Genomic DNA, 12,117 nt, shown 5'->3' on the forward strand with positions numbered 1-12,117 from the left:
ATTTTAACTGCCGCTCAGACGCCGCGATACAGCCAGGGCAGGTCCAACAGACCCTCTCCCAACACTTTCATGGCCACATTGCGCCCCAAGCCCATCAGCCCGCCGGCATGAAAAATGGCGCCGTTGCGGATGGCGCGCGCCTGCACCCGGGCGTTGCGCTGCCAGCGCTGCAGGGCGTAGCGTTGCAACAGGCTGGGCACCCGATCGCCCGGATCGGAAGAGCCATTGGCAGTCGCATCCGCAAAAAAGCCACCCCGCTCCAGCATCCGCGCCAGCACCGCGGCGTCTTCGATCGCCATGCCCGCCCCCTGAGCCAGGTACGGCACCATCGGGTGCGCCGCGTCGCCCAGCAGGGCCACGCGGCCCTGGGCCTGCTCCCGGGCGCTGCGCATGGGTGGGCGAATGCTCAAGGCCCACAAGCGCCAGCCCGGCACCGCCAGGATCAGATCATGGAGCGGCTTGCAGGTGGCGTTCAGGCGCTTTTGCAGTTCGGCCGCGTTGCCGCTGTGATCCCAGCACGACATGTCGCCCTGCACCTTGCCATGCACGATGGCCACCACATTAAGCCATTCGCCGCGGCGCACCGGGTACTGCACCACATGCATCCTCGGACCGAGCCAGGCGGTGACCTGGGTGGTGCGCAAATGCTCGGGCAGGCGCGCCTGCGAGATCAGCGCCCGGTAGGCCAGATGCCCGGTCGGCTGCGGTGTGCCATCATTGAGCAACTGCTGGCGAATGCCACTCCAGGCGCCATCCGCGCCCACCAGCAGGTCGCCGCGCACGACCTCGTCGTGGGCCAACTGCAACGCAATATCGGCGTCGGTCTGCTCGAAACTGACCACCGAACTGGCCAGGTTCAAAGCCGCCCCGCCCTGCTGTTGCAGCGCCGCCAGCAGCAGCGCGTGCAGGTCGGCCCGGTGGATGGTGTAGTAAGGCGCGCCGTAGCGCCGGGCGAACGCTTCGCCGAGGCGCAGCACGCCCAATTCAGAGCCGGTGGTGGCGCTGCGCACCTGCAGCCGGTCGGGGCAAGCCACCACCTCGTGCAAGGCGTCCTGCAGCCCCCAGCCGTACAAAACCTTCACCACGTTCGGGCCCAGTTGAATGCCTGCGCCAAATTCAGAAAATTCGGCGCTGCGCTCGAACAGCGCCACCTCGGCGCCCGCGCGGGCACACGCCAAAGCGGCACTCAGGCCGCCAATACCACCCCCGGCGATTAGCACTTTGCGCATCTCTAAAACTCTGTCCATGGTGTGAAGATGCTGCATTGTCAATTCCCAACACTGCACAAGGCTGACAGACTGCGCCAGCGCCGCCGCATAAAGACCCGCGCTACCATGCTTTTGAATGCAAGCAAGCGGAGCAGCCCATGCGAAACATGACCCGGTGGATCAAAACGACGTTGCTGGCAAGTTTGGCCAGCCTGGCGCTGGCGGCGCATGCCCAGACCGTGCGGCCCGAGGTGGTCGCGCAGGGGCTGGAACATCCCTGGGCGCTGGCGTTTTTGCCGCAGGGCCGGTTTCTGGTGACCGAGCGCCCCGGGCGCCTGCGCGTGATCGAGGCCGACGGCCGCATCAACGCCGCGGTGAGCGGCCTGCCCGATGTGGCCGCGCGCGGCCAGGGCGGTTTGCTCGATGTGATGCTGGATGGCGACTTTGCCCGCAATCGCACCCTGTTCTTGTGCTTTTCCGAGCCTGGCGCGGACGGCAACAGCACGGCGCTGGTCCGCGCCAAGCTGTCCGACGACCGTACCCGGCTTGAGTCGGTGCGGGTGATTTTCAGCGCCAAACCCAAGGTGGCCAGCAGCGCCCATTTTGGCTGCCGCATCGCCGAGAGCCAGGCTGGTGACCAGCCCGATGGCCTGCTTTTTATGACGCTGGGCGAGCGCTTTGTGCGCAAGGACGACGCGCAAACGCTGAACAACCACCACGGCAAGATCATCCGCATCGGCAAGGACGGCCGCGTGCCCGCGGACAACCCGTTTGTCAACACGGCGGGCGCCTTGCCCGAAATCTGGTCCTACGGCCACCGCAATCCGCAGGGGCTGGCGCTGTCGCCCAAGGGCGTGCTGTGGGCGCATGAGCACGGACCCCAGGGCGGCGATGAGATCAACCTGATCGAGCCCGGGCGCAACTACGGCTGGCCGGTGATCACCTATGGCGAAAACTACGGTGGCGGCCCGATTGGGGACGGACTCGGCGCCAAAGCCGGCATGGCGCAGCCGCTTCACTACTGGGTGCCGTCGATCGCGCCGTCTGGCATGGCGTTTGTGGCCAGCGCCCGCTACGGCCAGGCCTGGGTTGGCGACCTGCTGGTGGGCTCGCTCAAATTTGGCTACCTCGACCGCATCGAACTCAACAAGCCCTTCGAGGGCAAGGTGATGCGGGAGCACAAATTGCTGGCCGACCTGGGCGAACGCATCCGCGATGTGCGCCAGGGGCCCGATGGCCTGCTGTATGTGCTCACCGACAACGCCCGCGGGCGCCTGCTCAGGCTGCAGCCGAAATAGGCCGGCAGCAGGACGGCACTTGCGAATTCGCAAGTGCCGACGGCTCGTCATTTCTTAAAGTGACTCCGGGTTTTGCTGCCAAGCCGCGCCCAAAGCAACTCATCCAAATAGGAGACACACACATGAGCATGAAAAACATTCGCCAGTTGGCCAAGACCCTTGACGTCGAGCCCGGCAAGCTGTCAAAAACCGAGCTGATCAAAAAAATACAGGTCGCAGAAGGCAATTTTGACTGCTACGGCAGCGCCATCCAGGGCGCATGCGACCAGCTCGATTGCACCTGGCGCGACGACTGCCTGGGCGAGTCAAGCAAGCTGGCCGAAGACGCCCTGTAGTCGCGGCAGCGTCAGGCCGTGGCAAGACGGGGTTCGCCACCATTGCGCTGCCCAGGCGAGTCTTGCCAGCTCAACTCAAGGCGGTCACGCCCACCGTGTTTGGCCCGGTAAAGTGCGGTGTCGCACTGGCCCAGCAATTCGGCAAAAGACTTCTGATTGGTCAGGCAACCGGCGCCAACGCTCACCGTGTACGGAATGCGCAGACCACAGATGTCAACCGAACTTGATCGCACGCTTTCAAGGATCCGGTGAGCCAGCGCAACGCCCCCCTGTTGCGTGGTGTTGGGCAGCAGCACGGCGAACTCTTCACCGCCGATGCGCCCAATCACATCGGACTCGCGCAGGACGCTTTTGACCGTTTGCACAAAGCCTTTCAACACCGCGTCGCCCGCCGAATGTCCGTAGCTGTCGTTGATCTGCTTGAAGTGATCCAGATCTAGCATCAGCGCCACCAAAGGCAAGGCATAGCGCACTGAACGCATCAGTTCCTGCTCGGCGAGTTTCAAGAAATGATGGCGGCTAAAGGCGCCGGTCAGGGCGTCCACATTGGCCAGCGCCAAGCTGGCGAGCTCGGCCTGTTTGAGAACGCTGACATCTTCGTGTGTCACCACCAAGCGGCGCGCCGCGTCGTGCACCGGCGTGATCTTGAGGGTGAACCAGCACTCGTGGCATTGGCACTGGATGGGTTCCAAATGATGGAAAAAAAGCGTTTCACCGGCAACGATCTGAGCCATGCCGGCCGCCACAGCCTCAACCGTTGCCGGCGCCATGACAAATTGATCGGCCAAAAGCGTCAGGTAGTTTCTGCCGACCGACTTCTCGAAATGGAACCTTGAAGCATAGTCGCTCCAGGCCGCATTGGTCTGCACAATGGTGCCCGTCTGGTCCAGCACCGCGATCTGCGCCGAAATGGAATCAAACACCGCTTGCTGAAACTGGGCTGCCGCCGACAGTTCGGCTTCGATCTGCTTTCTGTTCGAAACCTCGACCAGGGTGCCCACCAGGCGCAAGGCCTTGCCGTCTTCCGAGCGCAGCACCACGGCACCGCGGGCCAGCAGCCATTTGCTGTTGCCGTCGGGGCACACCACGCGGTATTCAATGACATAACGCTCGCTGATGCCATTGATGCAATTCTGCAGCTTTTTCAGGAGCTTCGGCTTGTCATCGGGGTGGATGAAGCGCATCACCTCTGACGCCGTGCGCCCCAGATCCGCGCCGGAAACCCCCACCATCTGCGCAAAACCCTCTGAAATCGTGACCTCATCACGGCTGACCTGCCAGTCCCAAACCCAGTCGCCGACCGCCGAAAGCGCCAGCGTCAGGCGCTCCTCGCTGGCGCGCAGTTGCGCTTCCATGCGACGCCGCTCCGAGACATCGATCAGCGCCACCTGCCAGCCCACAGCGGCGCCAATCCAGACCACCTTGACTTGCACCGGCAAGGGCGCCAGTCCATCGATCTGCAACATCAGCTCAGCCGTCTGCGCCTCACGCTCGGCCCGGGCGCGCTCCAGCATGGCATTGAATTGCGCGCGCTGTGGTTCGGCCACATAGAGGCCGAATGTGCTGCCCATCAGGTGGAGGCGTTCGGAGCCGAGCATTTGGGCACCGCTCAGATTCAGCCTGGCGATGACGCCATCGGTGTTGATCATCACACTGCCGACCGGTGAAAAGTCGTAAAGCTCGTTGCTTTGGTTCAGCGCCTGCTCCAGTTGCGCCCTGGCGGTATTGAGGTGCTCGTTTTGCAACTCGAGTTCAATCTGGTGGATTTCCAGCTCCTCAAGCAAATGCTGAACCTGCGGCAAATCCATGGCAGCCGCATCAGGCTGACGGCTGCGCCCGGACAGCCGCGCGATGGCGAGCTGGCGCAAGGCGGCGGGATCGGGCGGATTTTTACGGAACACCATGGCCTGCCTTGCGGGAATTTGGGTCAGCCATCAAGGTCTGCAACCTGGCTTGTGCCTCGCGCAACTCGGCCTCCAACTTCTTGCTGACGCTGATGTCAACAAAGGTGATCACCAGGCCGTCGATGCGGTTGTCATGCGTGCGGTAGGGCATGATGCGCACCTTGAACCAACGCCCGCCTGCGGCCGCCACATCGGACTCCTTGAACACCAAAGTGCGCAACACATCCTGCGCGTCGCCCCCGAGACCCGGGTAGTCCAGGTCGCAGACGATGTCCGTGATGCTGCGTCCGGCGTCACCTGGGATCAGCTTGAAAATTCTGGCGGTCGAGGGCGTGAAGCGGCGCACATGCAGCGTCTCGTCGAGGAACAAAATGGCAATCTCGGTGCTGTCGAGCAGGTTGCGCATGTCGTTGCCGGCTCGCGAGACCTCTGCCACCTTGAGCTGCAGCTCACTGTTGATGGTCTGCAACTCTTCGTTCATCGACTGCATTTCTTCCTTCGAGGTGGTCAACTCCTCGTTGGTCGATTGCAGTTCTTCGTTGGTGGACTGCAGCTCTTCGTTGGCCGATTTCAGCTCCTCCTGCGAGGTCTGCATTTCCTCGCGGGTGGAGCGCGCGTCTTCGCGGGCGTGCTGCAATTCCTGCAGCGCCGCCTCGATGCGCTGCCCGTCGCTGGCCGACGCGTCCACCGGGGCATGGCGCTTGGGCGGGCGCGGGGCCGCCACATCCCTGAAAACAACTAGCACCATACCGTTCATGGCCACCGGCTCGCTCAGCGGCTGCACCGCGATATCGACATATTGAGCCGGGCGGGCGGTGTCGATCCTGACGCGCTTGAGCGTGGTTGGCCTGTTTTCCCGAACCGACAGATAAAAAACTTCATTCAAGGCTTGTCTGATGCCTTCGCGCGCCATGGCGAACAGATTCAGGCTGGGTTTCCCAATGGCGGGCTCAAGGTATTTCCCGGTTTTGCCGCTGAAATAAAGCATCTCGCCCTTGCCGCTCACCAGCAGCGCCGCAGGTGCAAATTGCTCCAGCACCAGACGCTCCACCAGCATTTGCAGGTCGGGCGCCACGGCCGATGACCCCTGGGAGCGCAAGGCGAGACCCGGCAGGCGCGCCGCGACCGCATCAAAGGCAGCCGGCATGCCGGCGGGCAAGGCGTGTGCCGGCAAATCGAGCCGGCGGTAAATCCGATTCTTGCCCGGCAAGGGCGAAAACAGCACGCTGGCGGAGCCAACCGACTCGGAACTGCCCAGCAGCAAACAGCCGCCGGAGATGAGGCTGTAGTGGAACAACTGCAGCAATTTCTCCTGCAGCCCGGACTCCAGATAAATCAGCAAATTGCGGCAGCTCAAAAAATCGATCTTGGTAAAGGGCGGATCGAAGATGACGTTTTGTTCGGCAAAGATCACCATTTCCCTGATGTCATTGCTGACCCGGTAACCCGCGCCCTCGGGCACAAAAAAACGCCTCAGGCGCGCCTCGGACACGTCAGCGGAGATGGCCGGGGGATAAACGCCGGCACGGGCGCGCGAGATGGCGTCCTTGTCCAGATCGGAGGCAAAGATCTGCAATTTATAGCGTTGTGAGGTGCTGATGGTGTCGAGCGATTCCCGGAACAGCATGGCCAGCGAATAGGCCTCCTCGCCAGTCGAACAGCCGGGAATCCAGGCGCGCAGCGTGGCACCATCAGGGTAATTGGCCTGCAAAGTCGGCAGCACGTCGCGCCTGACCTGCTCCCACACTTGCGGGTCGCGAAAAAAGCTGGTGACCCCAATCAGCAACTCGCCCAGCAGCAGTTCCACCTCTTTGGGGTTCTCGCGCACGTAGCGCAGGTAGTCGTCGATGCGCGACAACTGGTGCAGCCCCATGCGGCGCTCGACGCGCCGCATGATGGTATTTTTTTTGTAGGATGAAAAATCATGGCCGGTATGGGTGCGCAGCAAAACCAGGATCTTGTCCAGAAAACCCGCCGCACTGCGCTGAAACTCGGCTTCGATCTGGGCCTGCACGTCGCCCACCAGGCGAATGCGCTTGACAAAAGCGATCACCTTGGCCGGCAGTTCGTCGGCCGGGGCCACGGCGTCCACCACATCGGCATCGATGGCGCTGCGCGGCATGCTGTCGAACTGGGCCGAGGAAGGCGTCTGCGCAAAGGCGGCGCCACCGGCCTGGCGGATGGCCCGCAGCCCCAGCGTGCCGTCCGAGCCCATGCCCGACAAAATAACGCCGATGCTGTTGTGCTGCCGGTCATCGGCGAGCGACTTGAAGAAAAAGTCAATGGGCTGGCGCAAACCGCGTGCTTCGGTCGGCTCGAACAAATGCAGCACGCCGCGCAGCAATGACATATCGAAGCCGGGCGGGATCACATACACGTGATCGGGCTCGACCATCATCTGGTCGGCCACCTGCTGCACCGGCATGGGCGTATGGCGCTGCAGCAGTTCCACCAGCATGCCTTCGCTGTGCGGATCGCGGTGTTGCACCACCACAATAGCCAAGCCGCAATGATGCGGCACGTGAGACAGAAACTGTTCCAGCGCCGTCAACCCGCCCGCCGAGGCACCAATGCCGACAATGGGAAAAGATGGGCTGGCTGCGGGTAGCTTGTCTTTGTTCACTCAATCAATCCCTGTGAAGGTGTATCAATCCTCAATCCGAGCTGTGCTTTTTTTAAGCAAAATTGTAAGCGCAGCAAGTATCAAATGGAGAACTACCTTCGAGGACTGACGTAAAACCCGGCGAACGCACGCACGATTGGATCGCGCTTTCCTTCCTCGGCGCCAGTGCCTTGACGCCGGCCACGCCCGCTACCTCTCAAAATTGCACAGGGCCTCGTGCGACAGAATATTGATTTCGCGAAAATCGACCGTGATGATGCCCTGCTGCACCAGCGCCGAAAACGCCCGGCTCACCGTTTCCACCGTGACGCTCAGATGGTGGCCGATGTCGCGCCGCGTCATCGGCAAAATGAAGCGGTTGGGCGAATAGCCCAGGTCGGCAAAGCGCTGCGAAATGGTCTGCAGAAAGCGCGCCACCCGGCCTTCGGACTTGACCGAGCGCGTCAGAGAGTAGGCCAATTGTTCCTGCGTGATCTCGCGGCTGCTGGCCCAATAGGCCAAGTGCTCCAGATGATTGTTGCCGCGCCCGGAGGCGAACAGGTCAGCGGCCGGAATGCGGATCAAATCGCAGTCGGTCAGGGCCACCACATCACTCATATAGATGTACTTGTAAATGCCGTCAAAGCCCAGCAAATTGCCTTTCATGGGAAACGACAGCACATGCATGCCGCCATCGGCATTCGTGATTGAGCTTCGGAGCGTGCCCAGCCGCACCACATAGAGCCCGTCGAACGGCTGGCCCATCATCAGCGCAGATTGGCCGGCTTTCAGACGGCGACGCCGGAACACTTCACCCTCTTGGCCGTCCTGCAGATGGCCCTCGTATTGCAACAGGCTGTGCAGTTCCTGCAAGCTGGACCAGCGCTCGTCGCTTTCGTGCTTCAAGGCGGCGTGGCGCCCACTGGGCTTCCAGAGCGCAGTGGTTGCTGTGGTTGCTGTGGTTGCTGTGGTGGACAAGGTCTGTGCGTGCATCATGGTAAGCCCCTCGTTGTCGTTGCCCGGTGACCGCGCCCGGCGGGCGTCATGGCCGATCCTTGGCAATAACTTTAGGCCGGCCTGGCGCTGCCGTCTGTAGGGAGAGTTTGATGGCACACGCCAGCAGGCGTGGACAGCGTGATCAGTTGGGGACAGAGCTGAATATCTGTCCCGCAAGCTAATCCTGATCCCTAATCGCGGCGGCGGCTGGACGCGGGGTCATCCGCGTCAATGAGTTTGTAGCGCACGGCCAGCCGCACCAGGCTGGGGACATCGGTCACCGCGAGCTTTTTCATCAGGCGGCTTCGGTAGGTGGCAACGGTCTTGGGCGACAAATGCAGCGTCGTGCCAATGGCCGAGCTGGAGTGCCCCTCGACCACCATCAAGATGATTTGCCGCTCGCGCGGCGACAACAGGCTCAGGGGGTCGGAGTCTTGCTCGATCAGGGCCTCCAGCGCCAGGTCGGCCACATCGGCACCGAGAAACTTCCTGCCCTTGACCGCCGCCTCGATGGCGGCCATGAGTTCAGTCGCCGGCGAGCCCTTGAGCACGTAGGCGCTTGCACCCAGACGCAGCGCCTCGGCCACTTGGTGGGGTTGCGCCGACATGGTCAGGACCACGGTGCGCACGGGCAGCCCGCGCCGCTGCACCTCGGTCTGCAGTTCCAGCCCCGAGCGCCTGCCCAGATTCAGGTCAAGCAGCAGCACCTGGGGCCGCAGACGCAGCAGGTCGGCCAGCGCCTGGGTCGGCTCGGAGGACTCGCCAAGCACCGTGTGGCCGCGCGCCTCAAGCAAGGCACGCAGCCCGTCGAGCATGATTTGATGGTCGTCCACCAGGTAAAGCGTGGTCATGACAAACACTGCCAGTGAAACGTGACGCGGGTGCCGCGCTCCTGGGCACGCGTGCAGGAGACGCTGGCACCCACCGCCTGGGCGCGCTCCTGCATGCCCAGAATGCCCAAATGGCCCACGCTTAGGCCTGCGCCCTCGGGCAGCCCGACGCCGTTGTCGGAGACGGTGAGGTGCAATGACAGGGAACCACCCGTGAGATCCACTTCGATGGCGTCTGCCCCCGAGTGGCGCAGCGCGTTTTCAACCGCCTCGCGCACCACCATGAAGGCCGCATATTCGACCTCGGCTGGCCAGCGCATGATTTCCAGGTTTGGCGGCACATGGATGGTGATGTCCATCTGGGGCGCCGCCTGTGCGCGATTGCGCAGCTCGTTGTCGAGCGCCACACTGAGCCCCTGCTCTTCCAGCAAGGGCGGGCGCAGGTCAACCAGCACCTGCCGGACCTGGGTAATCGCTTGCCCGATGAGGGTGCCCAGGCGCTCGTGCAGGCGATGGAAATCAGAAGGCGTTTCAGCCGTCTCCAAGGCAATGATGGTTTCATGGCACATGCGGATGGCGGCCAGCGTCTGCCCCAGCTGGTCGTGCAGCACCTGCGCCAGGCGCTTGACCAGCACCCGCTCCTGCGTCATCAGCTTGCGGGTCAGCTCGGCAAGCTGGGCGCGCGAATGCTGCAATTGCGTCTCGGCCTGCAAACGCGCGGTGACATCATGCAGACTGACCAGCGACCATTCCCCCTGCGGCAGCTTCACATGGCGAATGTAGCCTTCGAGGTCGATCTCCTGGCCGTCGGCGCGCAAGCCCTTGACGCGGCGCAATCCCATCATGCGGGTGTCGCCACCATTGTGGGCAAAACGCTGCTGCGCTTCACGGTGACCGGCGCGAAGGCGCACAGGGATCAGTATTTCGATCGGCTCGCCTTGCACGCTGGTGCTGCTGTGCCCGAAGACGCGCTCGGCAGCCGCGTTGAACAGGGTGATGCGCCCGTCCAGATCAGTACCGACGATGGCATCGGGAACCAGCTTGAGGACAGCGCCGAGCAGACACTGCGTTTGCTCGTGAGAGGGGCAATTGATCGAGGCAGGTGTTGCCTCAGCAAGCGTATTCATTTTGCCGACTCCTCATAGGATTGGCGCGATTGCAAATATTGTTCATGTTGGCCTCCGGCACGACGTGGTAGGAATTCTGACACGCGCATCAGGCCGGTTGGAAGGGGTGAAAGGGCCGATTCGCCAAAATCTGCCCGCTGTTTGCACCACGATTGAGAATTGTCATCTGCGCGGTGGGGTGGGCTCATATTCTTCCGGTGCTGCTTTGACAAGACGTCATTGTCCGGCCATTTTAAAATTTAACCTGTGGAGAGAAAATCATGAACAACCTGAGTTTGCATGACACCACCATAAAAGACCCGTTCGAGACCGTGTTTCGCGGCTTCCTGGCACCCATGCGCGTGGCGGGCAGCGGCGATGAACTCGACATCCGGCTCGACGTGGTCGAAAAAGACAACGCCTTCAAGATCCAGGCCGACCTGCCAGGCGTCAAAAAAGAAGACATCAGTGTGCGCATCGACGGCCACCGGGTCCAGATCGACGCCGAGGCGCGCCGGGAAAAAGACGTCAAGGAAAAGGGCAAACTGGTCCACAGCGAGCGCTACTACGGCACGGTGTCGCGCGTCTTCACGCTGTCGCAGGAGGTGGACGACGCCAAGGCCGTGGCCAAATATGAAAACGGGGTGTTGAGCCTTGATCTGCCCAAGAAGGCCGGCACATCCTCCAAAAAATTGGCCATTCAATAAGCCGGCCGCACGCCACATCAGCCATGAATACCCTGACCAAACTGGCCATGGGCCTGCTCGGGCAACTCAAACCCGAGCCCACCCATGGCGATGCCGCCGACACCATCGTGCTGCCAGCGGCCAATATGAGCGGTGGCATGCCGCTGATGCAGGCGCTGGCGCAGCGCCAGTCGCAGCGCGAATTCGCGCCCGAGCCGCTACCACAGCAGATATTGTCCAACCTGCTGTGGGCGGCGGCCGGGCTGAACCGCCCGGCCTTGGGCGGGCGCACAGCGCCCAGCGCCCTCAACGCGCAGGAAGTGGACGTCTATGTGGCGCTGCCCAACGGTTTGTACCGCTACGCGGCGCTGGGCCATGCGCTGCACCTGGTGCGCGCCACCGATGTGCGCCGCATCACCGGCTACCAGGACTTTGTGGACAGCGCGCCGCTGGACCTGATCATGGTGGCCGACTATTCGCGCATGAAACTGGTGCCGGTGGCGCAGCGCATGGCCTACGCCTACACCAGCGCCGGCGCCATGGCGCAAAACGTGTACCTTTTTTGCGCATCGGAAGATCTGGCCACCGTCATTCGCGCATGGCTCGACCGCGACGCGCTCGCCAAAGCGATGGGACTGGGCACTGAGCAACAGGTTTTGCTGTCGCAAACGGTAGGCCGCAAGGCGCCCTACCCGCTTTTGCCGGCGAGTGCAGGCACCAGATAGTCCAGCACGTCGTTGAACGTCACCAGCCGGGCGTAATCCGCTTCGGAGATCACCACCCCGAAGCGCTCGCTCAGGCTGACCAAAAAGTTCAGCCAGTCCATCGAGTCCAGATCAACCTGGCTGCGCATCGGCCGCGCAAAATCGAGCGCACCGGGCTCCAGTTCCGGCGCAATGGCGCGCAGCAGGGTCATGACAGTGGCGGACAGCGTTTCTTGGTTAGTGTTCATAGGGTGATGCTCCAAAAGGCATTCGCGGCGGGGGCGCCGCTCCTACATGGGGATAAGAGCCTGGATTTCTGGCTTTGTAGACATGATGGATGACCTGCCAACCTCGTAAACGTGGGTTATGTTTCGAGGTTGGAGAACTTCGTAACACAGAGCCATTAACGAGGAGACAGGTCATGGAAAAGTTTAACGGCATTTATGTT

At 62.3% G+C, this 12,117-nt stretch carries 11 protein-coding genes; 4 read left to right on the forward strand and 7 right to left on the reverse strand.

The window, feature by feature from the left end:
- Positions 1-14: 14 nt before the first annotated feature.
- The gene (locus PHF15_RS14270; RefSeq protein WP_300122052.1) at positions 15-1,229 is read right to left on the reverse strand and encodes an FAD-dependent monooxygenase; all 1,215 of its coding nucleotides are present in this window, start codon (positions 1,227-1,229) and stop codon (positions 15-17) included.
- 146 nt (positions 1,230-1,375) lie between these two features.
- Here PHF15_RS14270 and PHF15_RS14275 point away from each other — a divergent pair, with 146 nt between their 5' ends.
- Together PHF15_RS14275 and PHF15_RS14280 are read left to right on the forward strand one after the other, a co-directional pair.
- Positions 1,376-2,506 carry a PQQ-dependent sugar dehydrogenase gene (locus tag PHF15_RS14275; RefSeq protein ID WP_300122073.1) on the forward strand — a complete coding sequence of 377 codons (1,131 nt, stop codon included), beginning with the start codon at positions 1,376-1,378 and terminating at the stop codon, positions 2,504-2,506.
- A 122-nt stretch (positions 2,507-2,628) separates the two neighbouring features.
- Positions 2,629-2,841 (forward strand): hypothetical protein, encoded by a 213-nt coding sequence (locus tag PHF15_RS14280; protein WP_300122053.1) that lies wholly within the window; start codon positions 2,629-2,631, stop codon positions 2,839-2,841.
- 11 nt (positions 2,842-2,852) lie between these two features.
- On the opposite strand, the gene PHF15_RS14285 is transcribed toward PHF15_RS14280, so the two are convergent.
- From PHF15_RS14285 to PHF15_RS14305, 5 genes are all read right to left on the reverse strand, one after another.
- A complete protein-coding gene (locus tag PHF15_RS14285) occupies positions 2,853-4,745 on the reverse strand; it encodes a diguanylate cyclase (RefSeq protein ID WP_300122055.1) in 1,893 nt (630 codons plus the stop codon).
- Positions 4,732-7,368: a chemotaxis protein CheB gene (locus tag PHF15_RS14290; protein WP_300122058.1), complete on the reverse strand. Its 2,637-nt coding sequence runs from the start codon at positions 7,366-7,368 to the stop codon at positions 4,732-4,734. Before PHF15_RS14290 ends, PHF15_RS14285 begins: the two co-directional genes overlap by 14 nt.
- Positions 7,369-7,557: 189 nt before the next feature.
- Positions 7,558-8,343, reverse strand: a complete 786-nt coding sequence (locus tag PHF15_RS14295; protein ID WP_300122060.1) for a helix-turn-helix domain-containing protein — start codon at positions 8,341-8,343, stop codon at positions 7,558-7,560.
- Between the two features lie 191 nt (positions 8,344-8,534).
- The gene (locus PHF15_RS14300) at positions 8,535-9,194 is read right to left on the reverse strand and encodes a response regulator transcription factor (protein ID WP_300122063.1); all 660 of its coding nucleotides are present in this window, start codon (positions 9,192-9,194) and stop codon (positions 8,535-8,537) included.
- Positions 9,191-10,300, reverse strand: a complete 1,110-nt coding sequence (locus PHF15_RS14305) for a PAS domain S-box protein (protein WP_300122065.1) — start codon at positions 10,298-10,300, stop codon at positions 9,191-9,193. Before PHF15_RS14305 ends, PHF15_RS14300 begins: the two co-directional genes overlap by 4 nt.
- Before the next feature lie 260 nt (positions 10,301-10,560).
- On the opposite strand from PHF15_RS14305, the gene PHF15_RS14310 reads away from it, so the two are divergent.
- Together PHF15_RS14310 and PHF15_RS14315 are read left to right on the forward strand one after the other, a co-directional pair.
- Positions 10,561-10,986, forward strand: coding sequence for an Hsp20/alpha crystallin family protein (locus tag PHF15_RS14310; protein ID WP_300122067.1), 426 nt, complete (start codon positions 10,561-10,563; stop codon positions 10,984-10,986).
- Between the two features lie 23 nt (positions 10,987-11,009).
- A complete protein-coding gene (locus PHF15_RS14315; RefSeq protein ID WP_300122069.1) occupies positions 11,010-11,690 on the forward strand; it encodes a SagB/ThcOx family dehydrogenase in 681 nt (226 codons plus the stop codon).
- Here PHF15_RS14315 and PHF15_RS14320 read toward each other — a convergent pair.
- Positions 11,654-11,917 (reverse strand): acyl carrier protein, encoded by a 264-nt coding sequence (locus PHF15_RS14320; RefSeq protein ID WP_300122071.1) that lies wholly within the window; start codon positions 11,915-11,917, stop codon positions 11,654-11,656. The two genes, PHF15_RS14315 and PHF15_RS14320, sit on opposite strands and share 37 nt — an antisense overlap.
- Positions 11,918-12,117: the final 200 nt, after the last annotated feature.

The organism is Rhodoferax sp. (genome assembly GCF_028689295.1).
Taxonomy (GTDB): domain Bacteria; phylum Pseudomonadota; class Gammaproteobacteria; order Burkholderiales; family Burkholderiaceae_C; genus Rhodoferax.